The organism is Roseateles noduli, assembly GCF_050626985.1.
Classification (GTDB): Bacteria; Pseudomonadota; Gammaproteobacteria; order Burkholderiales; family Burkholderiaceae_C; genus Roseateles; species Roseateles noduli_A.
The window spans coordinates 4,716,752-4,741,561 of sequence record NZ_CP192463.1 but is presented as its reverse complement, the minus strand read 5'-3'; the positions used below and the strand labels follow the sequence as shown (position 1 = coordinate 4,741,561).

Annotated in this window: 23 protein-coding genes; 19 read left to right on the top strand and 4 right to left on the bottom strand. The window is 66.3% G+C overall.

The window, feature by feature from the left end; translation table 11 throughout:
• Nucleotides 1-109: 109 nt before the first annotated feature.
• From ACQ4L4_RS20565 to rodA, 5 genes are read left to right on the top strand one after another with little or no spacing between them, the layout of a single operon-like run.
• On the top strand, nt 110-1,153 hold the full coding sequence (locus ACQ4L4_RS20565; RefSeq protein ID WP_067280645.1) for a rod shape-determining protein: 1,044 nt from the start codon (nt 110-112) through the stop codon (nt 1,151-1,153).
• A gap of 55 nt (nt 1,154-1,208) precedes the next feature.
• Nucleotides 1,209-2,189, top strand: a complete 981-nt coding sequence (gene mreC, locus ACQ4L4_RS20560; RefSeq protein ID WP_431100728.1) for a rod shape-determining protein MreC — start codon at nt 1,209-1,211, stop codon at nt 2,187-2,189.
• Nucleotides 2,186-2,707, top strand: a complete 522-nt coding sequence (gene mreD, locus ACQ4L4_RS20555) for a rod shape-determining protein MreD (RefSeq protein ID WP_431100727.1) — start codon at nt 2,186-2,188, stop codon at nt 2,705-2,707. The genes mreC and mreD overlap by 4 nt, the downstream gene beginning before the upstream one ends.
• Nucleotides 2,708-2,729: 22 nt before the next feature.
• A complete protein-coding gene (gene mrdA, locus ACQ4L4_RS20550; RefSeq protein ID WP_431100726.1) occupies nt 2,730-4,817 on the top strand; it encodes a penicillin-binding protein 2 in 2,088 nt (695 codons plus the stop codon).
• Nucleotides 4,814-5,968, top strand: a complete 1,155-nt coding sequence (rodA, locus tag ACQ4L4_RS20545; RefSeq protein WP_431100725.1) for a rod shape-determining protein RodA — start codon at nt 4,814-4,816, stop codon at nt 5,966-5,968. Before mrdA ends, rodA begins: the two co-directional genes overlap by 4 nt.
• A 30-nt stretch (nt 5,969-5,998) precedes the next feature.
• On the opposite strand, the gene ACQ4L4_RS20540 is transcribed toward rodA, so the two are convergent.
• Together ACQ4L4_RS20540 and ACQ4L4_RS20535 are read right to left on the bottom strand one after the other, a co-directional pair.
• Entirely contained in the window at nt 5,999-7,504 is a 1,506-nt protein-coding gene (locus ACQ4L4_RS20540; RefSeq protein WP_431100724.1) for a sensor histidine kinase, read from the bottom strand.
• A 71-nt stretch (nt 7,505-7,575) separates the two neighbouring features.
• Nucleotides 7,576-8,247: a response regulator gene (locus ACQ4L4_RS20535; protein ID WP_091730277.1), complete on the bottom strand. Its 672-nt coding sequence runs from the start codon at nt 8,245-8,247 to the stop codon at nt 7,576-7,578.
• A 318-nt stretch (nt 8,248-8,565) separates the two neighbouring features.
• Between ACQ4L4_RS20535 and recA the strand changes: the two genes are divergently transcribed.
• The 12 genes from recA to ACQ4L4_RS20475 all read left to right on the top strand — a co-directional run bounded on the left by recA (nt 8,566) and on the right by ACQ4L4_RS20475 (nt 20,705).
• Complete coding sequence (gene recA / locus ACQ4L4_RS20530) at nt 8,566-9,612, top strand: recombinase RecA (RefSeq protein ID WP_431100723.1); 1,047 nt, start codon at nt 8,566-8,568, stop codon at nt 9,610-9,612.
• A 15-nt stretch (nt 9,613-9,627) separates the two neighbouring features.
• Nucleotides 9,628-10,191, top strand: coding sequence for a regulatory protein RecX (locus ACQ4L4_RS20525; protein WP_431100722.1), 564 nt, complete (start codon nt 9,628-9,630; stop codon nt 10,189-10,191).
• 437 nt (nt 10,192-10,628) lie between these two features.
• A complete protein-coding gene (gene sucC, locus ACQ4L4_RS20520; RefSeq protein ID WP_431049162.1) occupies nt 10,629-11,789 on the top strand; it encodes an ADP-forming succinate--CoA ligase subunit beta in 1,161 nt (386 codons plus the stop codon).
• Nucleotides 11,790-11,816: 27 nt separating this feature from the next.
• Nucleotides 11,817-12,710, top strand: coding sequence for a succinate--CoA ligase subunit alpha (gene sucD / locus ACQ4L4_RS20515; protein WP_297524421.1), 894 nt, complete (start codon nt 11,817-11,819; stop codon nt 12,708-12,710).
• 192 nt (nt 12,711-12,902) lie between these two features.
• The gene (locus ACQ4L4_RS20510; RefSeq protein ID WP_431100721.1) at nt 12,903-13,634 is read left to right on the top strand and encodes a TerC family protein; all 732 of its coding nucleotides are present in this window, start codon (nt 12,903-12,905) and stop codon (nt 13,632-13,634) included.
• Between the two features lie 18 nt (nt 13,635-13,652).
• Entirely contained in the window at nt 13,653-14,723 is a 1,071-nt protein-coding gene (locus tag ACQ4L4_RS20505; protein ID WP_431100720.1) for a serine/threonine-protein kinase, read from the top strand.
• Nucleotides 14,720-15,514 (top strand): Stp1/IreP family PP2C-type Ser/Thr phosphatase, encoded by a 795-nt coding sequence (locus tag ACQ4L4_RS20500; protein ID WP_067280684.1) that lies wholly within the window; start codon nt 14,720-14,722, stop codon nt 15,512-15,514. Before ACQ4L4_RS20505 ends, ACQ4L4_RS20500 begins: the two co-directional genes overlap by 4 nt.
• 40 nt (nt 15,515-15,554) lie before the next feature.
• Nucleotides 15,555-16,211, top strand: coding sequence for an FHA domain-containing protein (locus tag ACQ4L4_RS20495; protein WP_377159155.1), 657 nt, complete (start codon nt 15,555-15,557; stop codon nt 16,209-16,211).
• A 240-nt stretch (nt 16,212-16,451) separates the two neighbouring features.
• Entirely contained in the window at nt 16,452-17,234 is a 783-nt protein-coding gene (locus tag ACQ4L4_RS20490) for an MBL fold metallo-hydrolase (RefSeq protein ID WP_431100719.1), read from the top strand.
• A 285-nt stretch (nt 17,235-17,519) separates the two neighbouring features.
• On the top strand, nt 17,520-17,927 hold the full coding sequence (locus ACQ4L4_RS20485) for a pilin (RefSeq protein WP_431100718.1): 408 nt from the start codon (nt 17,520-17,522) through the stop codon (nt 17,925-17,927).
• A 91-nt stretch (nt 17,928-18,018) separates the two neighbouring features.
• On the top strand, nt 18,019-18,780 hold the full coding sequence (gene tfpZ, locus ACQ4L4_RS20480) for a TfpX/TfpZ family type IV pilin accessory protein (protein ID WP_431100717.1): 762 nt from the start codon (nt 18,019-18,021) through the stop codon (nt 18,778-18,780).
• An 80-nt stretch (nt 18,781-18,860) separates the two neighbouring features.
• Complete coding sequence (locus tag ACQ4L4_RS20475; RefSeq protein ID WP_431100716.1) at nt 18,861-20,705, top strand: Wzy polymerase domain-containing protein; 1,845 nt, start codon at nt 18,861-18,863, stop codon at nt 20,703-20,705.
• A 19-nt stretch (nt 20,706-20,724) separates the two neighbouring features.
• Here ACQ4L4_RS20475 and moaC read toward each other — a convergent pair whose 3' ends face one another.
• Entirely contained in the window at nt 20,725-21,207 is a 483-nt protein-coding gene (gene moaC / locus ACQ4L4_RS20470; protein WP_431100715.1) for a cyclic pyranopterin monophosphate synthase MoaC, read from the bottom strand.
• Here moaC and ACQ4L4_RS20465 point away from each other — a divergent pair.
• Nucleotides 21,206-22,840 carry a M48 family metalloprotease gene (locus ACQ4L4_RS20465; protein WP_431100714.1) on the top strand — a complete coding sequence of 545 codons (1,635 nt, stop codon included), beginning with the start codon at nt 21,206-21,208 and terminating at the stop codon, nt 22,838-22,840. The genes moaC and ACQ4L4_RS20465 overlap by 2 nt on opposite strands.
• Nucleotides 22,841-22,847: 7 nt before the next feature.
• Here ACQ4L4_RS20465 and ACQ4L4_RS20460 read toward each other — a convergent pair whose 3' ends face one another.
• Nucleotides 22,848-23,204 carry a phage holin family protein gene (locus tag ACQ4L4_RS20460; RefSeq protein WP_377159163.1) on the bottom strand — a complete coding sequence of 119 codons (357 nt, stop codon included), beginning with the start codon at nt 23,202-23,204 and terminating at the stop codon, nt 22,848-22,850.
• Nucleotides 23,205-23,506: 302 nt separating this feature from the next.
• Between ACQ4L4_RS20460 and ACQ4L4_RS20455 the strand changes: the two genes are divergently transcribed.
• Nucleotides 23,507-24,496, top strand: coding sequence for a TerC family protein (locus ACQ4L4_RS20455; protein WP_431100713.1), 990 nt, complete (start codon nt 23,507-23,509; stop codon nt 24,494-24,496).
• Nucleotides 24,497-24,810 lie beyond the last annotated feature (314 nt).

Genomic DNA, 24,810 nt, shown 5'->3' with positions numbered 1-24,810 from the left:
CGCAGACGAACGCCGCTTGATGCCGTCGAATGCCGCCGATTGCGTGTAGTTCGACGTTGACCAGCGGCTCCAGGTGCCGAAGCGTCTTGTCCAGGTCTTGCCTACACACATGTTCGCCTCCCTGCGCCGCTATTTCTCCACCGACCTCGCCATCGACCTGGGCACCGCCAACACGCTGATCTACGTCCGCGGAAAAGGCGTGGTGCTGGACGAACCGTCCGTCGTCGCCATCCGCCACGAAGGTGGCCCGAACGGCAAGAAGACCATCCAGGCCGTCGGCCACGAAGCCAAGGCCATGCTGGGCAAGGTGCCCGGCAACATCGAGGCGATCCGCCCGATGAAGGACGGCGTGATCGCCGACTTCGTGGTGACGGAGCAGATGATCAAGCAGTTCATCAAGATGGTGCACGACACCAAGCTGCTGCGTCCGTCGCCCCGCATCATCATCTGCGTCCCCTGCGGCTCCACGCAGGTCGAGAAACGCGCGATCCGCGACGCCGCGCTGGGCGCGGGCGCCTCGGAGGTCTACCTGATCGAGGAGCCGATGGCGGCCGCGATCGGCGCGGGCCTGCCGGTGTCCGAAGCGTCGGGCTCGATGGTCATCGACATCGGCGGCGGCACGACCGAGGTCGGCGTGATCTCGCTGGGCGGCATGGTCTACAAGGGCTCGGTCCGTGTCGGCGGCGACAAGTTCGACGAGGCCATCATCAACTACATCCGCCGCAACTACGGCATGTTGATCGGCGAGCCGACCGCGGAGTCCATCAAGAAGAACATCGGCTCGGCCTTCCCCGGCTCCGAGGTCAAGGAGATGGAAGTCAAGGGCCGCAACCTCAGCGAAGGCGTGCCGCGCAGCTTCACCATCTCGTCCAACGAGATCCTGGAAGCGCTGACCGACCCGCTGAACCAGATCGTCTCGGCCGTGAAGAACGCGCTGGAGCAGACCCCGCCGGAGCTGGGCGCCGACATCGCCGAGCGCGGCATGATGCTGACCGGCGGCGGCGCGCTGCTGCGCGACCTGGACCGTCTGCTGGCCGAGGAAACCGGCCTGCCGGTGCTCGTGGCCGAAGACCCGCTGACCTGCGTCGTCCGTGGCTGCGGCATGGCCCTGGAACGCATGGAACGCCTGGGTTCGATCTTCACGAACGAATAAGTGGATGCGGCCTCAGCCGGCCGCTTTGCGTTGAATCTCCTTCGCTGAGATCTTCATGCCTCTCGGCACCCTCGACCGCAATCCACCGCCGCTGTTCCGCGAAGGCCCGTCCGCGTTGACGAAGCTGGCCTTCTGTGCGGCATTGGCGGTCTTCCTGATGGTGGCGGATTCCCGCTTCCAGGTCACGGCGCCCGCCCGCGCGGGCTTGGCGCTCGCGCTGCATCCGCTGCAGCGCGCGCTGCTGGCGCCCGTCGATGCCTGGGAGCAGGCCGGCGACTACGCCCGCGGCATGGAGAAGGCCACGGAGGCCGAGAACCAGGCCCGGCAGCAGCTCGCCTCGCAGGCGGTGATCCTGAGCCGCGCGGCGCAGCTGCAGGCCGAGAACACGCGCCTGCGCGCGCTGCTCGAGCTGCGCGAGGCACTGCCGGTGAAGGGCCTCGCCGCCGAGGTGCTCTACGAGGCGCCGGATCCCTTCTCGCGTCGCATCATCATCGACCGCGGCGGCCATGGCGGCGTGCGGCTCGGCGCGCCGGTGGTCAACGATGCCGGCGTGCTCGGCCAGGTGACGCGGGTCTATCCGCTGTCCGCCGAGGTGACCCTGTTGACCGACCGCGACGCCACCATCCCCGTGCTCAACACGCGTACCCAGCAGCGCGGCGTCGCCTATGGCGGCGAGCGCGGCGTGATGGAGCTGCGCTTCATCGCCGCCAACGCCGACATCAAGCCGGGCGACGCCCTCGCGACGTCGGGCCTGGACGGGCTCTATCCGCCGGGCCTGCCGGTGGCGAAGGTCGCCGAGGTCGAGCGCCGCGGCGACACCAGCTTCGCGCGCGTCGGCCTGGCGCCGATCGCGCAGCCCGACAGTGCGCGCCACGTGCTGGTGCTGGAGCCGCTGGAAGGTCAGGAGTCCGCCCGCACCGAAGCCGCGCAGGAAGCGGCCAGCGCCGCGATTGCCGCCGCCGCCGAAGCCGCCAGCAGACCGGCGCGCGGCCGCGCGGCCTCAGCCGCGTCCGCGCCGAAAGGAGGCACACGATGATCATGCCCCGTGGCGCCAGCCAGCTGCTGCTGCCCGCCAACCCCCTGTTCATCGCGTTCAGCCTCATCGTCGGGCTGCTGATTGACATGGTCCCCGTCGGCCGGCAACCCTGGATGCCGGACGTGCTGGCGCTGGTGCTGGTCTTCTGGAACGTCCATCAGCCGCGCCGCGTCGGCGTGGGTTGGGCCTTCGTCTTCGGCCTGATGATCGACGTCCACCACGGCGCGCTGCTCGGCCAGCATGCGCTGGCCTACAGCCTGCTCGCCTTCGGTGCGGTCGCGCTGCACCGGCGGCTGCTGTGGTTCACGCTGGGCGCGCAGGCACTGCACGTGCTGCCGCTGTTCGTGCTCGCGACAGCGATCGCCGTGATCGTCCGGCTGATCGTCGGCGGCATGTGGCCGGGGTGGAGCATCGTGCTGGCGCCGCTGCTGCAGGCGGCGTTGTGGCCGATCGCCGCGGCGCTGCTGCTCGCGCCACAGCGACGCGCGCCGGATCCCGACGCGCACCGCCCGCTCTGAGCGTGCGGAGATCGGCCTCGCGATGACGGTCATCAAGAACCTCCAGGCGGAGCTGAGCCGCTTCCGGCTGCGGCTGTTCGCCGCGGCCGCGTTCGTGCTGTTCTGCTTCGGCCTGCTCGTCGCGCGGCTCGTCTACCTGCAGATCACGCAGCACGACACGCTGCTCGAGCGCGCCGAGACCAACCGCGTCTCCGTCGTCCCCATCGTGCCCAACCGCGGCCTGATCGTGGACCGCAACGGCGTGGTGCTGGCGAGCAACTATTCGGCCTATACGCTGGAGATCACGCCGTCGAAGGTGCCGGACCTTGAACGCACGATCGACGCGTTGTCCGCCGTCATCGACATCCAGCAGCGCGACCGCCGGCGGTTCAAGCGGCTGATGGATGAGAGCAAGAACTTCGAGTCGCTGCCCATCCGCACCAAGCTGACCGATACCGAGGTCGCCCGCTTTGCCGCGCAGCGCTTCCGCTTCCCCGGGGTGGACATCAAGGCCCGGCTGTTCCGCAGTTACCCGATGGGCGACATCGGCGCGCACATGCTGGGCTACATCGGCCGCATCAACCAGGCCGAGAAGAAGGCGATGGACGACTGGTCCGAAGAGGACGTCGCCAACTACCGCGGCACCGAGTACATCGGCAAGCTCGGGTTGGAGCAGGCCTATGAGCGCGAACTGCACGGCCAGACCGGGTTCGAGGAGATGGAAACCAGCGCGGGCGGCCGCGCGGTGCGCCGCCTGCGCAACCGCCCGCCGACGCCGGGCAACACGCTGCACCTGTCGGTCGACATCAAGCTGCAGGCGCTGGTGGAGCGGCTCTTCGGCGACCGGCGCGGCGCGCTGGTCGCGATGGATCCGCGCAACGGCGAGGTGCTGGCCTTCGTCTCCAAGCCGACCTTCGATCCCAACCTGTTCGTCGACGGCATCGACGCGGACAGCTGGCGCGAGCTCAACGAGGACGTCGACAAGCCGCTGCTGAACCGCGCGTTGCGCGGCACCTACCCGCCGGGCTCGACCTTCAAGCCGTACATGGCGATGGCCGCGCTGAACACCGGCAAGCGCGCCGCCAACGTGGTGATCCAGGACAACCTGAACTACAGCTTCGGCGGCCGGGTGTTCGGCAGCGCGACCGGCGACCGGGCCGGGGCCAAGGACATGCGGTTGGCGATCGTGACCTCGTCGAACGTCTACTTCTATTCGCTGGCCAACGAGATGGGCGTGGACATGATCCACGACCAGCTCGAGCCCTTCGGCTTCGGCCGCAGGACCGAGATCGACCTGCTCGGCGAGGTCACCGGCATCCTGCCCAGCACCGAGTGGAAGCGCCGCGCCTACAAGCGGCCCGAACAGCAGAAGTGGTACGCCGGCGAGACGATCTCGCTGGGCATCGGCCAGGGCTACAACAACTTCACGATGCTGCAGCTGGCGACGGCGATGTCGACGCTGTCCAGCGGCGGCGAGCGTTACCGGCCGCGGCTGGTGCGGGAGATCGAGGACGTCGTCAAGCACGCGCAACGGCGCGTCGCGAGCGATGCGTTGGCGCCGCTGGCGCTGCGCAAGGCGGACGTCGACGTGATTCGCAACGCGATGCACGACGTGACGCTGGAAGGCACGTCGCGCGCGGTGTTCGCGGGCGCGCAGTACCAGAGCGCCGGCAAGACCGGCACGGCGCAGGCGGTGGGCCTGCGTGCCGGCCAGACCTACAGCAGCATCAAGGCGGATGAGCGCAAGCGCGATCACTCCCTGTACATCTCGTTCGCGCCTTACCAGGCGCCGACGATCGCGCTGGCCTTGATCGTCGAGAACGCGGGCTTCGGCTCCGAGTCGGCCGCGCCGATCGCACGCCGCGTGTTCGACTACGTGCTCACCGGGACCTACCCGAGCGAAGAGGACATCGCCAAGGTGCGGGTCGGCCAGGTCGGCGCGCCGATCGGCACGCCGCGCCGCGTCGAGGACATCCCGCTGCCCAACGCCGCGGCCAGCGCGCCGGAGGCGGCGGCCTCGGCGGTCGTCTCGCCCGCCTCTGCCCCTTCGCGTGCCTCCGCGCCTTCGGCGCCGGCCGCGCCAGTCGCGCGGGCCGCCGCGTCGCGTCCCACCCAGGGAGCCTCACGATGAGCGCCGTCTTCAGCAAACCCAGCCTGCTGCAACGGGTGAAGCCGCTGTTCCAGGGTTTCGACATCCCGCTGCTGCTCGCGATGGCCTGGCTCATGGGGCTGGGCCTGATGTGCATGTACTCGGCGGGCTACGACCATGGCACCCGCTTCGTCGATCACGCCCGCAACATGGTGCTGGCCATGGGCGTGCTGTTCGTGACCGCGCAGGTGCCGCCTCAACGGCTGATGCAGCTCGCGCTGCCGCTCTACGCCGTCGGCGTGACCCTGCTGGTGGCGGTGGCGCTGTTCGGCATCACGAAGAAGGGCGCGACCCGCTGGCTGTACGTCGGCACGCAGATCCAGCCGTCCGAACTGCTGAAGATCGCCGTGCCGCTGATGCTGGCCTGGTGGTTCCAGAAGCGCGAAGGCCAGTTGCGGCTGCCCGACTTCGTCGCCGCCTTCATCCTGCTCGCGGTGCCGGTCGGGCTGATCGCGAAGCAGCCGGACCTGGGCACGTCGCTGCTGGTGCTGGGCGCGGGCCTGTACGTGATCTTCTTCGCCGGGCTGTCGTGGAAGCTGATCATCCCGGCCCTGGTGCTGGCCGGCGCGGGCATCACGGCGCTGGTCTACAGCGAGGACCAGATCTGCCAGCCCGACGTGAAATGGGTCGTGCTGAAGGACTACCAGAAGGACCGTGTCTGCACCTTGCTGGACCCGACGAAGGACCCGCTGGGCAAGGGCTTCCACATCATCCAGGGCGAGATCGCGATCGGCTCCGGCGGCGTGACCGGCAAGGGCTTCATGAAGGGCACGCAGACGCACCTGGAGTTCATTCCGGAGCGGACGACCGACTTCATCTTCGCGGCCTACGGCGAGGAGTTCGGACTGATCGGCGCGGCGGGGCTGCTGATCGGCTTCACCGCGCTGATCCTGCGCGGACTGGCGATCGCGCACGAGGCGCCGACCTTGTTCTCAAGACTGCTCGCGGGGGCGATCACGTTGAGCTTCTTCACCTACGTGTTCGTGAACATGGGCATGGTGACCGGCATCCTCCCCGTGGTGGGGGTGCCGCTGCCGTTCATCTCGTATGGGGGGACGGCGATGGTGACGCTGGGCTTGTCGCTCGGGATGCTGATGTCGATCGCCAAGAGCCGGGGCGGAACGCAGCGCTGATCGCGCGTCGGTTCCCCGTGGTGGAAGCGGTCAGGAGCCGGCGTTCTGCAGCGGGTGCGCGGCGAACCGGACCGTGAATCGCGCGCCCGGCCCTGCGCCTTCCGATTCCGCCTGTCGACGTGCCCGCGTGTCATCGACCGCAATCTCCGCTTCATGCTGCTGGACGATCTCGCGCACGATCGCGAGCCCCAGTCCCGAGCCGTCGACGTTGGTGCCCAGCGCCCGGTAGAACGGCTGGAAGATCTGCTCGCGTTCCGACTCGACGATGCCCGGTCCGGAGTCTTCCACCTGCAGCACGCAGACCTGTCCGAACGGGTCCTCGACCACGCGCACCGTGACCGTGCCGTCACTCGGCGTGTAGAGCAGCGCGTTGTCGACGAGGTTGCGGATCAGCTCGCGGATCAGCAGCGGATGCCCGCTGATGCGCAGCCCGGCCTGGCTCGCCTCCGGTCCCTCGTAGCCCAGGTCCAGTCGCTTCTCCATGGCCCGCGGCACGAAGTCGCGCACGGTCTCGATCGCCAGTACGGCGAGGTTCACTTCGCTGCGCCGGGCGGCGTGTTCCTGGTCTTCGGCGCGGGCCATCGCCAGCAGCTGGTTGACCATGTGCGCCGCGCGCTGGCTCGACACCGCGATCTGCTTCAGCGATCGGCGCAGCTCCGCGGGTGAGCTGCGTCCCTCGTCGATCTCGCGCTGCGCCAGCTCGGCCTGCGTGCGCAGCCCCGCGAGCGGCGTCTTCAGCTGATGCGCGGCGTCGGCCAGGAAATGCTTCTGCGACCGGATCGACTGGTCGAGCCGCTCCAGCAGATCGTTGATCGCCTGCACCAGCGGCGCGACTTCGTCGGGGATGCGCTGTTCGTCGATGGGGCTCAGGTCCGAGCTGTCGCGGGAGCGGATGCGCCGCTGCAGGTCGTTCAGCGGCGCGATCCCGCGCGCCAGTGCCAGCCACACCAGCAGCACCGCCAGCGGCAGGATCACGAACTGCGGCAGGATGACGCCCTTGATGATCTCGTTGGTCAGCCGCGAGCGCTTGCCCAGCGTCTCCGCGACCTGCACCAGCATCATCCGGTCGCTGCCCGCCATCCCCTCAGGCACCACCCACAGGTAGGACACGCGCACCGCCTCGTTGTTGATCTCGTCGAACCGGCGATTCACCTCCCAGGGAACGATCGGCGGCTCGACCTCGGGCACCGGCAGCAGCGCATCGCCGCTCAGCAGTTCGCCGCGCAGGCCCAGCACCTGGTAGTAGACGGTGTCGGATTCGTCCGCGCGCAGCAGGGCGGCGGCCTCGGGCGCGAGCGCGTAGCGCGACCGGCCACGCCGCGCCGCCGCATCGCCGGGCCCCGGCTCGGTCACGACCTGCAGGCCGAGCGTGCGCGCCATCTCGTCGAGCTCACGGTCATAGGGCTTGTTGGCGATGCCCTGGGCCACCAGCCAGGTCAGTGCGACGCTGATCGGCCAGATGACCAGCAGCGGCGCGAGCATCCAGTCGAGGATCTCGCCGAACAGCGAGCGATGGCCGGAGGCGTCAGTCGCCATGACGCGCACCGTGGGTCAGGCGTCCGCGCGGAGCTGTCCCGCGCCTCGTGCGGCCGGACCCACGCGGCCGCTCAGCCGGGAATCTTCTCAAGGCAGTAGCCCAGTCCGCGCACCGTCGCGATGCGGATCGGGCCCTGCTCGATCTTCTTGCGCAAGCGATGGATGTAGACCTCGATCGCGTTGTTGCTGACCTCTTCGCCCCATTCGCACAGGCGCTCGACCAACTGGTCCTTGCTGACGAGACGGCCGGCGCGCTGCAGCAGCACCTCCAGCAGCGACAGCTCGCGCGCCGAGAGTTCCACCATCTGGTCGTTGATGTAGGCGACGCGTCCCGTCGCGTCGAAGGTCAGCGGACCGTGGCGGATCACGCTCGAAGCGGTGCCCAGGCCGCGGCGCGTCAGTGCGCGCACGCGGGCCTCGAGCTCCTGCAGCGAGAACGGTTTGGCCATGTAGTCATCGGCGCCAAGGTCCAGGCCCTTGACGCGTTCCTCGATGCTGTCGGCCGCGGTCAGGATCAGCACCGGCACGGAAGATCCTCGTGCGCGCAGCCGTCTCAGCACCTCCAGGCCGTGCAGCTTGGGCAGGCCCAGATCGAGGATCAGGAGGTCGAATTCATGCGAGGCCAGCGCCGCATCGGCCTCGCTGCCGCTGCCGACCTGATCGACGGCGCAGCCCGAGGCCCGCAACGAGCGCAACAGGCCGTCGGCCAAGACCTGGTCGTCTTCGGCGATCAAGATGCGCATGTGTCGTCCCCTCTGGTTATGGAGACATTCTAGGGAGCGGCCCGCTGGTGTTCCCTAGGCGTTTCCGAGGCGTCCGCTCGGCATTCGTCGGGCGTGTCCGACTCACGCCGACGGCAGCGCGGCGTGGGGTGACTCCTACCGAAGGCGGAAAAAGGTGGGAACTGCGACGGCTGGCTCATCCAGTGAGCCAGCCGGTGCCTAAGATGACTGCATCGACCCGTCACCGGCACCGCAAAGCGCGTCCGGCCGCTTCGACAAAGTACTGTACAGATATACAGATTGCGCCATAATCCGCCGCAGCCAACAGGAGAAGATTGCATGGACGCCCCCGTGAAGAACGCCAACACCGAAAAAGCCAAGGCCCTGCAGGCCGCCCTCGCCCAGATCGAAAAGCAGTTCGGCAAGGGCTCCATCATGCGGCTGGCCGAAGGCGAGAAGATCGAGGACATCCAGGTCGTCTCCACCGGCTCCCTGGGTCTGGACATCGCGCTGGGCGTCGGCGGTCTGCCGCGCGGCCGCGTGGTCGAGATCTACGGTCCTGAATCCTCGGGCAAGACCACGCTGACGCTGCAGGTCATCGCCCAGATGCAGAAGCTGGACGGCGTGTGCGCCTTCATCGACGCCGAGCACGCGCTGGACGTCCAGTACGCGCAGAAGCTGGGCGTCAACCTGCAGGAACTGCTGATCAGCCAGCCCGACACCGGCGAACAGGCCCTGGAGATCGTGGATTCGCTGGTGCGCTCGGGGTCGGTCGACCTGATCGTCATCGACTCGGTCGCCGCGCTGACGCCGAAGGCGGAACTCGAAGGCGAGATGGGCGACTCGCTGCCCGGCCTGCAGGCCCGACTGATGAGCCAGGCGCTGCGCAAGCTGACCGCCACCATCAAGAAGACCAACTGCACCGTCGTCTTCATCAACCAGATCCGGATGAAGATCGGTGTGATGTTCGGCAGCCCGGAAACGACCACCGGCGGCAACGCGCTGAAGTTCTACGCTTCGGTGCGCCTGGACATCCGCCGCATCGGCTCGATCAAGAAGGGCGAGGAAGTCATCGGTTCCGAGACCAAGGTCAAGGTCGTCAAGAACAAGGTGGCACCGCCGTTCAAGACGGCGGAGTTCGACATCCTCTACGGCGAAGGCATCAGCCGCGAGGGCGAGATCATCGACATGGGCGTGGCCGCGAAGATCGTCGAGAAGGCCGGCTCCTGGTACGCCTACAGCGGCGAGAAGATCGGACAGGGCAAAGACAACGCGCGCGAGTTCCTGCGCGAGAACGCGGACCTGGCAGTCGAGATCGAGAACAAGATCCGCGAATCCCTGGGCATCCCCCTATTGGGCGCAACGCCCGGCGGCGACGCCGAGTAAACGCGGGGCTTTCGCATGACCCCGCCCGACGGTCGGCGGGGCCGAGCCTCGCAGCCGCTGTCGTTGAAGGCTCGCGCGATTGCGTTGCTCGCGCAGCGCGAGCACAGCGCGATGGAGCTGCGACGCAAGCTGCTGCGCATCGCGCGTGACCGGCAAGCCGAAGCCGGGGAGGCTTCGGAATCGAGAGGCGATGAATTCGCGGATGAAGCCGGATCGAAGGACCTGGACGACGAAGTCGACGCGGTACTCGATTGGCTCAAGGCCAACGCATATCTCGACGAGTCGCGGTTTGTCGAATCCCGCATCCACGTGCGCTCTCAGCGCTTCGGACAGCGGCGTATCGAGCAAGAGCTCGCCCAGCATGGGCTCGTGTTGGACGCGGAACAGCGCTCGACGTTGGCGGCCGGCGAGTTGGATCGTGCTTGCGAATTGCTCAGGCGCAAGTTCGGTGATGGCCCGGCCGTCGATGCAGCGGCGCTAGCCAAACGCCTGCGTTTCCTCATCGGACGGGGATTCGGTTCGGATCTGGCGCGCCGAGCGGTCCGACGCGTCGCCGAGGGCAGCGATGCCGATGCGTGAGCGCGCGTCGAGCTGACCGCCTGTCGTGCCGCCTGAATGAGCGACAGGGGCTGAAACTCCCCGAAACTTCGTGCGTCATGAGCACCTTGCGGCGCCCTGACAAGCCCACGCCAGTGCGCGTCTCAACCGCGCCAAGGGCTTGATGCAACGCAGCATGCTACATTTTCGGCTTCGCAAAACAGCCCGCCGGCGTTCGTCCGCGGGCGTGTTTTCGCGTGTTTGCATCGGTTTTATGTCTTCCTCCGCCTCCCCCGAGCGCCATCCGCCGCATCATCGTCGCTCCGTCGACGTGCGGTCCTATGGTCGCGACGACGGGTTCCTTGTCGCGGAGACCCGGTTGAATCCGGCGTTGCAAACCTCCTCTCCACGCCGGCACCGCGGAGCGCCCGCGGCACTGGCAGCCTCTTCCTGATTCATCCATCAAGCGAGACCTCCCTATGAAGATTCACGAGTACCAGGGCAAGGAAATCCTGCGCCAGTTCGGCGTGCCGGTGCCGCGCGGCATTCCCGCGTTCACGGTGCAAGAGGCGGTCGAAGCCGCGCAGAAGCTGGGCGGCCCGGTCTGGGTGGTCAAGGCGCAGATCCACGCCGGCGGTCGCGGCAAGGGCGGCGGCGTCAAGCTGGGCAAGAGCCTGGACGACGTGAAGGCGCTCTCCGAGCAGATCCTGGGCATGCAGCTGGTCACGCACCAGACCGGCCCGGTCGGCCAGAAGGTCCGCCGCCTGTACATCGAAGAAGGCGCGGACATCAAGAACGAGCTGTACATCTCGCTGGTGACCGACCGCGGCACGCAGAAGGTGGCCTTCATCGCGTCGAGCGAAGGCGGCATGGACATCGAGGAAGTCGCGCACTCGACTCCCGAGAAAATCATCACCGAGTACATCGATCCGCTGACCGGCATCACGACCGAGCAATCGAAGAAGATCGCCGCGGCCATCGGCCTGAGCGGCGCTTCGGTGGATCAGGCTGTCGACCTGTTCGCGAAGCTGTACAAGTGCTACATGGACACGGATGCGTCGCTGGTTGAAATCAACCCGCTGAACTGCGATTCGAAGGGCAACCTGATCGCGCTGGACGCGAAGTTCAACTTCGACGCCAACGCTCTGTTCCGTCACCCGGAAATCGTCGCCTACCGCGACCTGGACGAAGAAGACGCGGCTGAAATCGAAGCGTCGAAGTTCGACCTGGCCTACATCTCGCTGGACGGCAACATCGGCTGCCTGGTGAACGGCGCCGGTCTGGCCATGGCCACGATGGACACCATCAAGCTGTTCGGCGGCGAGCCGGCCAACTTCCTGGACGTCGGCGGCGGCGCCACGGCCGAGAAGGTCACCGAAGCCTTCAAGATCATGCTGAAGAACCCCGAGGTGAAGGGCATCCTCGTGAACATCTTCGGCGGCATCATGAAGTGCGACACCATCGCCGAAGGCGTGATCACGGCCTGCAAGGCCGTCAACCTGAACGTCCCGCTGGTCGTCCGCATGAAGGGCACCAACGAGGAGCTGGGCAAGAAGATGCTGGCCGAGTCCGGCCTGCCCATCATCGCCGCCGACACCATGGCCGAAGCCGCGACCAAGATCGTCGCCGCCGTCAAGTAAGCCGAAGACCCAGCCAAGGAATACGACATGAGCATCTACATCAACAAGGACACCAAGGTCATCACCCAGGGCATCACGGGCAAGACCGGTCAGTTCCACACCCTGGGCTGCCAAGCCTACGCCAACGGCAAGAACGCGTTCGTCGCGGGCGTGAACCCGAAGAAGGCGGGCGAGAAGTTCTCGGACATCCCCATCTACGGCACCGTGAAGGAAGCCGCCGCCCAGACCGGCGCCACCGTGTCGGTGATCTATGTGCCGCCGGCCGGCGCCGCCGCCGCGATCTGGGAAGCCGTCGAGGCCGACCTGGATCTGGCGATCTGCATCACGGAAGGGATCCCCGTCCGTGACATGCTGGAAGTGCGCAACAAGATGAAGGCCAAGGAACTGGCTGGCGGCAAGAAGACGCTGCTGCTGGGCCCGAACTGCCCTGGCCTGATCACGCCCGACGAGATCAAGATCGGCATCATGCCCGGTCACATCCATCGCAAGGGTCGCATCGGCGTGGTCTCGCGCTCGGGCACGCTGACCTATGAAGCGGTGGCGCAACTGACCGAAATCGGCCTGGGCCAGTCCTCGGCAGTCGGTATCGGTGGCGATCCGATCAACGGTCTGAAGCACATCGACGTGATGCAGGCCTTCAACGACGATCCGGACACCGACGCCGTCATCATGATCGGCGAGATCGGTGGCCCGGACGAGGCGGAAGCCGCCCGTTGGTGCAAGGCCAACATGAAGAAGCCGGTGGTCGGCTTCATCGCGGGTGTGACCGCGCCTCCCGGAAAGCGCATGGGCCACGCTGGCGCGCTGATCTCCGGCGGTGCCGACACGGCCGATGCCAAGCTCGCCATCATGGAAGAGTGCGGCTTCACCGTGACGCGCAACCCGTCGGAAATGGGCAAGCTGCTGAAAGGCCTGCTGTAAGTAGCAGGAAAAACCTGATGCCAGGAGCTGTTGCTGCGTAATTTCACGCACTGCGGTTCCTGGGGGCGGGCGCGGACAATCCAGCCGTACCCCCCAAACGAATGAAGGGGCCCATGGGGCCCCTTCATTCGTTTGCCCTCCAACGCTTTAGACTGGGCTCTCGTTGTGCGAGGCCCGGCGCGGGTTCCCTACATGGACATGCTCACCAGCCCCGAGTTCTGGCTCGCCGTCGGCCAGATCATCCTGATCGACATCCTGCTGGGTGGCGACAACGCCGTCGTCATCGCGCTTGCCTGCCGCAAGCTGCCACCGAATCTGCGCACCAAGGGCATCCTTTGGGGCACCGCGGGTGCCATCGTGCTGCGCGTTGTACTGATCTTCTTCGCGCTGACCTTGCTCAAGCTCCCGTTCCTCAAGCTGGTCGGCGGCGTGTTGCTGCTCTGGATCGGCATCAAGCTCCTGATCCCGGAAGGCGAGGACGACCACTCGAAGATGGAAGCGAGCGACAAGCTCTGGGGCGCGGTGAAGACCGTCATCATCGCGGACTTCGTGATGAGCCTGGACAACGTCATCGCGATCGCCGGAGCCGCAGAGGGCGCGGGCAGTCAACACCAGATGCCGCTGGTGATCTTCGGCCTGTTGGTGTCGATCCCCATCATCGTCTGGGGTAGCCAGCTGGTGATCAAGCTGATGGACAAGTTCCCGATCGTGATCACGCTGGGCGCGATGCTGCTCGGGTGGATTGCCGGCACGATGGTGGTGACCGATCCGGCGCTCAATGCCTGGGTGCCGATGCAAGCGGGCAGCAAGCCCGGTACGACGGAAGTGCTGCCGCAGGTGTATTACGCCCTGGGTGTCGGCGGCGCGTTGTTCGTGCTGCTCGTCGGCAAGCTGCTGGCCGCGCGCCGGCCGGCGCAAGCCTGACGAGAGGCCTGTCATGTCATGAGCGCCTCCGGCTTCCTGAAGAGACTTCTGGGCCGAGGCGCATCTGACGATGGGGGCCTGGGTGTGTCCGACACCTTGCCGACGACGCAGCCGATGCCGCGATCGGCGGGTGTGGCGCTGGACGACTACGACATCGGCGAGGAAGTCGGCCGGGGTGCGATGGCCGTCGTTCATCGGGCTGTCGACCGCCGTAGCGGCCGGACCGTCGCCATCAAGCGCCTGGCGCTGCAACGCGAGTTCGCGGCGGAGGACCTGATCGACGTCCGCGATCGCTTCATGCGTGAAGCGAGCGCGGCTCGGCATCTGGATCATCCCGACATCCTGCGCGTGCTTGACGCCGGCGAATGCGCTGGCGAGACCTGGATTGCGATGGAATACGTCGTGGGGCAGGATCTCAGCCACCACACGCGGCCCGGCCAGCTGCTGCCCTTGCGCGAGGTGCTTCTGCTCGCCGCGCGCCTGGCGCGGGCGCTCCAGTACGCCCATGGTCACGGGGTCGTACACCGCGATATCAAGCCCGCCAACGTCATGCTGGAACGGCAATCCGGCAGCGTGAAGATCATGGACTTCGGCATCGCTCGTGTCGCCGATGGCAGTCGGACGCGGACGGGATTGGTCCTGGGTACGCCGTCCTACATGTCGCCGGAACAACTGGCCGGCCTGCAGGTGGATGGTCGCAGCGACCTTTACTCGTTGGGCGCGATGCTGTTCCAGCTGTTGACCGGCCACCTTCCGCATCAGACGGAGTCGATGGCGACGCTGATGCACCAGATCATGAATCAGCCGGCGGCGGATGTCCGTCGTCTTCGAGCTGAGCTGCCCGAGTCGCTGGCCATGGTCGTGGCGCTGGCGCTGGAAAAGCGTCCCGAATTGCGCTACCAGCGCGGCGACACACTGGCCCAGGATCTGGAGGCGGTGCTGGCTCAGATTCCAGTGGAACTGGCCAATAGCACGGGTGCCACACCCCCCCCACCGGCGGGACAGGCATTCGAGCAAACTTTGCGGCTACAGTCCCAGGGCGCAGTGCACAATCCCCTTCCCCCAGCCGATCCCGCCAGCAAGACATGACCCTGGAGTTCTTCAGCGCCACCGATACCGGTCGTGTGCGCGACAACAATGAAGACTCGGTCGCCCTGGAACCGGGCGTCGGGCTCGCGGTGCTTGCCGACGGTATGGGGGGATATAACGCGGGGGAGGTCGCCAGCCAGATGCTGACGACGTTCATCAAATCGGAGCTGGGTCGATGGCTCGCCGAGGCTGGCCAGCATGCGACAGACATCGATGTGCGACGGGCGATGGACATTTGCGTGGACAACGCCAACCGCGCGATCTTCAACGCCGCCAACACCAATCCGCGCTATGCGGGGATGGGGACGACGCTGGTGCTGGCGGTCTTCCGGGAACAGAGCCTGTTGCTCGGGCACGTGGGCGATTCGCGGGCCTATCGCTATCGGGAAGGCCAACTTGTCCAGCTGACGCGTGACCATTCGTTGCTGCAGGAACAGATCGATGCAGGTCTACTGACGCCAGAGGAAGCCGTCTTCAGCAGCAACAAGAATCTGGTCACGCGAGCCGTTGGCGTCGAGGATACGGTGATGCTGGAGGTGCATCAGCATGAGCTGCTGCCCGGCGACCAGATCCTGCTGTGCAGCGATGGTCTCTCCGACATGGTCGATGACGCCAGCGTGGCACAGGTGCTGCAAAGCCACAACGATCTGCCCGAAGCAGCGCAGGCGCTGGTGGACACGGCCAATGACCTGGGCGGCAAGGATAATATTGCGATCGTTCTGGTTCGCGCGGAAAGTCGCACCAAGCCATGGGCGTGGTGGCCATTCAGTCGCAACAATGGGCGCCGTTGAGGCGGCCCTCTACAAATAAAGACAGGACTCGAGGTCAAGCATGGGCAAGCTGGTGGTGTCGCTCGACGGCGTGGTGATCAAGGAAGTGCAGATCACCAAGGACAAGACCACGCTCGGCCGGCGGCCGTACAACGACATCGTCATCGACAACCTAGCGGTCAGCGGCGAACACGCCGTGCTGCAGATGGTCGGGGCGGATGTCTTCATCGAGGACTTGAACTCGACGAACGGCACGTACATCAACGGCAAGGCGATCAAGAAGCAATTGCTGTCGCACAGCGACGTGATTGAGGTCGGCAAGTACAAGATCAAGTTCCTGCTCGAGGACAACGGCGACTACGAGAAGACGATGATCCTGCGGCCTGGCACGGCGCCTAGCAGCGGTTTCGGTTTGCCCTCCTCGTTCGGTGGCCTGGGCCCGGCGCCGGTGTCGACCGCGCCAGCGGCGATCAAAGTGCTGAACGGTCCCGCGGCGGGCCGCGAGGTGTCCCTCACCAAGGTCGTGACGACGGTAGGCAAGCCGGGCGTGCAGGTGGCGTCGATCACCAAGAGACCGAGCGGCTATGTGTTCGCGCACGTCGAGGGAGGCGCCCGACCGGTGGTGAATGGTGCGCCCTTGACGGCTGAGTCGGTCCCCCTGAAGAACGGTGATGTGATCGAACTGGCTGGTACGCAGATGCAGTTCGTCCAGGCCTGATCGATGCTGCTCGGTACGAAGGGGCCCTTGAGGCCCCTTTTTGTTGCTTGCTCGCGAAGCAATACACGTGGTTTCGGCGCACCATCCTGTATCGAAATGATTCGCTGCTGTCCGGCGATCACCTACGCGCGTGCAGGTTTTCACGGCATGGTGGCGGGTTCGCGTAAGCGACGGCAATAAACCTTCGAATCGAGGATTCGGCGCTTAGCGCCGCACGAGGGTGCCTCTACAGTCTTCCGCATGAAGATTCGCGTGCTTGGTTGCGCTGGCGCCCTGGCGGCCGGCTACAGGACCACTTCCTTTCTGCTCGACGACGATGTGCTCATCGACGCCGGCAGCGGCGTGGCTGAGCTCACCGTGGACGCGATGGCCAAGGTGGATCACATCCTGGTGACGCATTCGCATCTCGATCATGTTTTGGCGATCGGCTTGCTAGCCGATACGGTCCAGCGCCGACGCGCGCAAGCTGGTCGTCCCCCGGTCAAGGTACACGCGCTGCCCGAGACTCTGCAGGCACTGCGCGCACATGTCTTCAACGGCGTGATCTGGCCCGACTTCACGCGCCTCCCGTCACTGGAACGGCCGGCTCTGACCTTCCATGAGTTTGCGGTGGGTGACCATCTCGATCTAGGCGGTGGCCGTCGAATCGAGGTCATCAGCGCCGCGCATACCGTGCCGGCCGTGGGATTCGCAGTCGATGGCGGCGCCTCGGGTCACTGGGTCTTCACCGGCGACACCGGCCCGAACCCGGCGCTCTGGCAGCGACTCTCTGAAATCAAAGTGGCGCATCTGATCATCGAGTGCGCCTTCGGCGACGACGAGTGCGGTCTGGCCGGCATCAGCAAGCACCTGTGCCCGACGACGCTTCGCGACGAACTCGCAAAACTCGGCGGTGCAATCGACGTGCACATCACCCACATCAAGCCAGGTGAACGCGCGGCGGTGATGGACGCGGTCATGGGCCTGCGTACGACGCACAGGATTTCGGCGTTGGAGAACTTCCAGGAGTTCACGCTGGCTTGACGTCTTCCTGGTGGACTCCTTTCCACCCGCAGCCCGCGCCGGAAGCCCGTCGCGGGCTGCGTCGCTTCTGCGTCTTCACATCTCGCATCAGCGTGATCTGACAAACCTTGTCTGGAACGGGCGAGGTGACAAATCTGGGCGGGCTGCATGACAAAAAACGTCACTTGAAGCCATGCCTGACTCCGCCAGGCCGTGATGTCATGCACAAATCAAGGACGGAAAGAGCTGGCACGAGCCCTGCGTACATACCGCTTGTCTCTACCCCACTTCCTCTCTGGAGTTTTTATGAAGCGCGTTCAACAAGGTTTCACCCTGATCGAACTGATGATCGTCGTGGCGATCATCGGTATTCTGGCTGCCGTGGCTCTGCCGGCCTACCGTGACTACATCACCAAGACCAAGGTCTCCGAAGTGATGTCCGCTGCCACCCAGCCGAAGGCTGCCGTTCAAGAGTTCTACACGGTCAAGGGCTCGATCCCGGCTGCGCAGACGGACATCCCGACCGAGAACATCAAGAGCACGTACGTTAGTGGCGTGACCTATGCCGCCGGTGTCATCACCGCTACGTCGACCGTCCCGGACGCCACGGGCAACATCGTCCTGACCGCTTCGGTGGAAGGCACGAACGAGAGCCTGAAGTGGGTTTGCACGACCACCATCGACAAGAAGTACGTGGCTGCCAGCTGCAAGTAATCGATCCTTCCAAGGATGAACAACGGGGCTTCGGCCCCGTTTGTCATTTCTGACGCGCCACAATCGGGGCCTCTCCGATTCCGTTCCGCCCATGACGCCCACCCTGCGCGGACGCCTCAAGGCGTCGTTGCTCCATTTCACGTTCACGCTGATCGTGGCCGCCTCCGTGGCGGCCGCCGTGTTCCTGCTCTGGTACCCGTGGCCGTACAGCGAGGTCTCCGGCGGCGGTGCCCTGTTCCTGCTGATCGTCGGCGTCGACGTCGTGCTGGGCCCGCTGATCACCCTGGTTGTGTTCGACATCGCCAAGCCCAGATCGGAGCTCTGGCGGGACATGGCCGTCGTCGTCGTGCTGCAGCTGGCCGGGCTGGCGTATGGCGCGCACACGATGTTCGTTGCGCGACCGGTGGTGCTGGCGCTCGAGCAGGACCGCTTCCGCGCCGTCATCGCCGCCAGCGTGGTCGAGTCCGAATTGTCGAAGGCGCCGGAGCCGCTGCGCGCGCTGTCGATCTCGGGGCCTTTGCTGGTCAACACCCGCGAGGCGACCGGCGAGGAGCGCGCCGATGCCGTGCTCCTGGCGATGTCGGGCGCGGACCTCGGCATGCGCCCAAGCTTCTGGCAGGAGTGGGATGAACGCGCCCGCGCCCAGGTTCAGAAGGTCGGCAAGCCGGTATCCGAACTGCTGGCTCGACATCCCGCGCAGGCGGCGGAACTCCGCGCCGCCGTCGCCAAGACCAGCAGGCCCATCGAGCAATTGATCTACATCCCGATGCTGGCGCGTCGCACGGACTGGTCGGTGCTGCTGGACAAGTCGACCGGCGACCCCGTCGGCTTCGCGCCGGTCGACGGCTTCTGAACCTGTCGTTGCATCGCGGCCCGGGCGTACGGGTTGCCCGGCGTTAGAGTGCGGCCCTGTCCTCACGACCCGGACCGTTCATGACGCTCGCCGCGACAGCGCCCGCCGCCGATTTTCCCGATTCGTCCCTTGCGCCGCACCGCCAGGGGCTCACGCTGCTGGGCCTGCTACTCGGCGTGACGATCGCGCCTCTGATCGCCTTCAACCAGACGCCGTCGGCCACGCTCTACAACCAGCTGGCGGCGTTCGCCGGCCTGGGCATCCTCGTGGCCGGCCTGGCCTGGGGCCGCACGCTGATCGATGTCCGTTGGACCGAGCGCCTGGACGGCGTGTCGCTGGCCCTCCTCCTGATGACCGGGGTCGCGCTGTCCGCGCCGTCCCTCAACGGCCTGCCGTGGTCCATGGCGCTGACCAGCGCGGCGATGTTGCTCGGCGCGCTGCTCGCGGTGCAGACCGGCCGCGCCGTAACCCCCGCTCAACGGGACGAGGTGATCACGATCTTCTGCGTGGCGCTGGCCGGCGCCGGCGTGCTGAGCGTGATCGTCTGCTTCGTGCAGATGTTCTTCCCGTGGCTGGCCGACGGCACCTTCATCGCCCGATCGGGGGTGGTGGGCAGCGCGGTCGGCAACATGCGCCAGCCGAATCACCTGGCCAGCCTGCTCATGTGGGCTTGCGTCGCCACGGTGTGGCTGGCTCAGGGCGGATGGCTCGCGCGGCGCCTGGGCGGCGAGCCACGCGGCACCGTCGCGTTGTATGTCCTGCTCTTCCTGTTCGTCTTCTGCGTGCTGCTCAGCGGCTCACGTACCGGCTGGATCGGGGTCGCGCTGCTGGTGCTGTGGGGCCTCGTCGACCGGCGACTGGCGCCGCGCGTGCGCATCGCGCTGGGGGCAACGGCGGTGATGTTCGCCATCGGCTGGGGGCTGCTCGACCTGTACGCGGCCATGGGACAGCACGCGTTCCGCGCGCAGTCGCGCATCTCGGACGAGGGTGCAGGCTCGCCATCGCGTTGGGCGATCCTGAGGAATGCCGAGGCGCTCCTCCTGCAGTACCCGCTGATGGGGTCGGGGTGGGGGGACTTCAACCTCGCCTGGACGCTGACGCCGTTCCCGGATCGCCCCGTCGCCTTCTTCGATCACACCCACAACATGGTGATGCAACTGCTCGTCGAGATGGGCCTGCCGCTGGGCTTGCTGACCGTCGGCCTGCTGGCGTGGGGTTTGGTCGTCGGCCTGGACCGGGCGATCCGGGGTGGCCCGGCGGCCCATTGCGTCGCCATGCTGGTCGTGATGATCGGCCTGCACAGTCAGCTCGAGTACCCACTTTGGTATGCCTACTTCCTTCTGCCCGCGTCGCTGGCCTTTGGGCTGTGCCTGGTGAGATCGGCACCGGTCACGACCGGCACCGGTCCGGCCACGGCAATGGCAACGGCAACGGCAACGGCAACGGCAGGCGGCACCGGCCAGCGCCGCCCGCTGCTGGCGGCGTTCGGTCTCGCGGTGGCCGCGGCGGTGCCGCTGGTGATCGTCGACTACCTGCGCATCGTGCACATCTACGCGCCGCCGCCGGGGGCCGCGTCGCTGGACGACCGTATCGCCGCGGGTCAGCGCTCGCCGCTGTTCGCACTGCAGGCCGATTACGCCGAGGCGACGGTGCAGCCACCCGGCGCCGTGGCGCTCGAGGCGGCGCGCCGCACCGGCCATCACCTGATCGATACCCGGCTGCTGATGTCCTGGGCGAAGTCGCTCAACGCGGTCGGCGAGACCGACAAGGCCCGATACCTGGTGCAGCGTCTGCGCGAGTTCCGCAATGCGGCCAGCGAGGAATGGCTGGAGGAATGCGACGAGGTGGCCTCGCTCGGCGCCGCGGCGAAGCCGTTCCAATGCGAGCCGCCGCAGCGCGAATACAGCTTCCGCGAGTTGCGTTGATCCCGCGAAGCGCGGCCCCTCACACCTCGGCGTGCCAGTCTCCCGACTTCCCGCCGTGTTTTTCCAGCACCCGGATCTGCTCCATCACCATGCCGCGATCCGCAGCCTTGCACATGTCGTAGACGGTGAGCAGGCCCACCTGCACCGCGGTGAGCGCCTCCATCTCGACGCCGGTGCGCCCGTGCGTCTCCACCTGCGCCGTGCACACGACGGCAGTCGCCGCCTCGTCGATCTGGAACTCGATCGCCACGCGCGTGATCGGCAGCGGATGACAGAGCGGAATCAGATCCGATGTTCGCTTCGCGGCCTGGATCGCGGCGATGCGAGCGACACCGATCACATCGCCCTTCTTGGCATTTCCATCGCGGATCAGCGCCAGTGTTTCGGCCTTCATCCGGATGCGGCCCGCAGCCCTTGCCACACGGTGCGTGACATCCTTGCCGGAGACGTCCACCATGTGGGCTTGTCCGTTGGCGTCAAAATGGGTCAGAGGCGAGCTCATGAGCGCGGCAACAATCGCGAAACCGAAGAGGCGTCATCATAGTTCCCGCCCTGGAGATCCCTTGAAGCGAACGAACCCCATTCCCTTCACCCGGCGCTGCCTGGCGGCGCTGCTCAGCGCGTCGCTGCTCGGCCAGGGCGCCATCGCGCAGGTGAACCTGCCGGCCTTGGGCGACTCGGTGTCGGCCGACGTCAGCATCAGCGCAGAGAAGAAGCTCGGCGATCAGGTCATGCGGCAGATCCGTCCGGACCCGGACTACCTCGACGATCCGCTTCTGCTCGAGTACGCGCAGAACACCTGGCAACCGCTGGTGGATGCCGCGCGTCGACTCGGCAACATCAGCGACGACACCAGCGATCGCTTCGCCTGGGAGCTCTTCCTGGTCCGCGACCGTTCGGTGAACGCGTTCGCGCTGCCGGGCGGCTACGTGGGGATCCACCTGGGCCTGATCGCGATGACCGGCGCGCGCGACGAGATGGCGTCGGTGATGGGCCATGAGTTGTCGCACGTCACTCAGCGCCACATCGCGCGCAGCATCGTCGGAGACTCCCGCACCAGCGCGCTCGCCACGGTGGGTCTGCTTCTCGGCATCCTGGCCGCGGCGAAGGCTCGCAGCATGGACGGCGCTCAGGCGGTGATCGTCGGCAGCCAGGCGGCCGCTGCACAGGCGCAATTGAACTTCTCGCGCGACATGGAGCGCGAGGCTGACCGCGTCGGCTTCCAGGTCATGACGCAGGCCGGCTACCAGCCGGCCGGCATGGCGAGCATGTTCGAGCGCATGGAGCAGGCTTATCACCTGATGGATTCGGGGCAGTACCCCTACCTGCGCAGCCACCCGTTGACCAGCGAACGCATTGGCGAAGCGAAGGCCCGACTGGGCACTAGCACTCAAGTCAAGCTGGTCGGAACTCCGGAGCACGCCTTGATGGCCGCACGTGCGAAGGTGTTGATGGATCAGCGGACCGATCCTTGGCGTGTGCTGCAGGGCCTGGACGCCGGATCCAGGGCCGGAGAGAAGAACATCGACCAGTTGGCCGCCCGTTACACGAGCGCGCTCGCGTCGATCAAGCTGCGCGACTTCTCTCGCGCCGAAGCCACCCTGAAGACCGCCGATGCATTGGCTGGTCTCCTTGGCGCCGATCCTGGCGCCAAGCGCCTGCTGGTCTACGCGCATGCCGAACTGGAAGTTGCCCGTGGGAAGCCTGAAGCCGGCTTCGCAGCGCTGGAGCCGCTGAAGAACGAACGTTCCCGCCCGATGCTGATGATCCGCGCCGACCTGGCGCAGGCGGATCCGCGGCCGGAGGTGAAGCGCGAAGCTGCCGAGGCGTTGCAGACGCACTTGGCGCTGCATGGGCAGGACGCTCTGGCCTGGCAGGAAAGCGGGACCTTGTGGCAGCAACTCGGCCAGCCGCTGCGCTCGCTGCGGGCGCAGGGGGAGACGCGGGCGGCGCTCGGGGACATCACTGGCGCGATCGACCGCCTCGCCTCTGCGGAACGGCAGGGTCGGGCGAGATCGGCCGACCAGTTCGAAGCCTCGGTGATCGACTCGCGCCTGCGGGACCTGCGCTACGAACGTCGCCAGATGCTCATGGAGATGTATCCGCGCGGCGTTCCGCCAGGCGCTGAGCCCTGATCGAGCGTTACTCGCTGTCCGGGAACAGGCGTTCGATCAGCACGTCGATGGCCATTCCGCACAGCGAGTAGATCAGCGAGCCGATCAAGGCCGCGCCGAACCCTGCGACGGTGAAGCCGTCCAGCACGCTGGCCGTCGCCCAGAACAGCAGCGCGTTGATGACGAAGAGGAACAGTCCCAGCGTCAGCAGCGTGACGGGGAGCGTGAGCAGCACCAGCACCGGCCGCAGGACGGTGTTGAACAGCCCCAGCACGAAGGCCGCGATCAGCGCGGTGACGAAGCCCTTCACCTGGACGCCAGGATAAAGGTGCGCCACCAGCAGCAGTGCGGCGGCCAGCAGCAACCAGCGGGTCAGCGTTTTCATGTGCTCAGCATACCGGTATCGATCATCAGGAAAATACGAAGTTGAAGTTTTATAAGTGAAGGATAATCCGAACCTTCCGAAGGGGGAGTAGCCGCGCGGCGCAGGCCGCGGCAGACGCCCGTCAAGACGTTGCCGTGAAGGCAGCCGGGCCCTGCACCTGATGCCGGACTCGAGAGGTCGTCAGACCCCGAGCCGCATCAGCCTTGCAAGACCCTTCGGCCTCAGCGTGCCACCCTGGCGGCACGTTGTCGTTGAAACCGGGACGGCGCTTGTCCGCCGTCCGCTTCTTGCAAGGAGCTCTCATGAGCACGATCGTCCCCATGTGGTTGTGGGTGGTATTCGTCGGCATCGTCGTGGTGTCCCTGATCCTGGACTTCGTCGTCCTGCGCAAGCAGGGCGCGCACGACGTGGGCGTCAAGGAGGCGATCAACTGGTCGCTGGTGTGGGTGGCGCTGAGCGTCGCCTTCATGGGCCTGCTCTGGTGGGCCGTACGCGACGGCACCGGCAGCACGGAACTCGCCAACACGAAGGCGCTGGAGTTCATCACCGGCTACCTCATCGAGAAGTCGCTGGCGGTCGACAACATCTTTGTCTTCCTGATGATCTTCACCTACTTCTCGGTGCCCTCGGCCTACCAGAAGCGGGTGCTCATGATGGGCATCATCGGCGCCATCGTGCTGCGCACGGTGATGATCCTGGTGGGCGGCTGGCTGATCGCGCAGTTCCACTGGATCCTCTACCTCTTCGGCGCCTTCCTGCTGATCACCGGCATCAAGATGTGGTGGGCGGCCGGCCAGGAGCCCGACCTCGAGGACAACCCCGCGCTGAAGCTGCTGCGCCGCGTGCTGCCGGTCAGCAAGAACTTCGACGGCGAACGCTTCTTCACGCTGGAGAACGGCAAGCGCATCGCCACGCCGATGATGCTGGTGATCGCGCTCGTGGGCATGACCGACGTGATCTTCGCGGTGGACTCGATCCCGGCGATCTTCGCGATCACCAACGACCCGTTCATCGTGCTGAGCTCCAACATCTTCGCGATCCTGGGCCTGCGCGCGATGTACTTCCTGCTGGCGGCGATGGCGTCCAAGTTCCACCTGCTCAGCTACGGCCTGGCGGTGGTGCTGGTGTTCATCGGCGCGAAGATGATGCTGATCGACGTGATCAAGATCCCCGTGCTGCTGTCGCTGGGCGTGGTGGTGGCGATCCTGGCCATCACCATGGTCTGGAGCCTGCGCACCGCGCCCAAGCTGCCAGTACGCCATTCGGACGAGCCTCAGAAGGCGGCCGACTGACGCCGGGCTGACCGGATCCGGCTGAATGCCGGGTCCGGCGTTCATCGCCCCTTGAAACCCGCGCGACGCGCCAGCGTCCCGCGGGTTTTTGCTTTACAGAACAGAAACATGGGCGTCGCGCGTTCGCCACGCGGAAAGACCGCGGAACAGCAATTCTTTGACATAGTCAAATGAGAATGCTTAGCATTTGCGGCTTTTGAGCCCAGCCGGTCTCAATCACTCGCCACCGCCAGCCAGACGCGATCAGGGAGGAGGCCCGCCACCGTGCGCCGTGAAGCGCCGGGACGATGCCGCCAGCACGCGCAGCCAGCCGA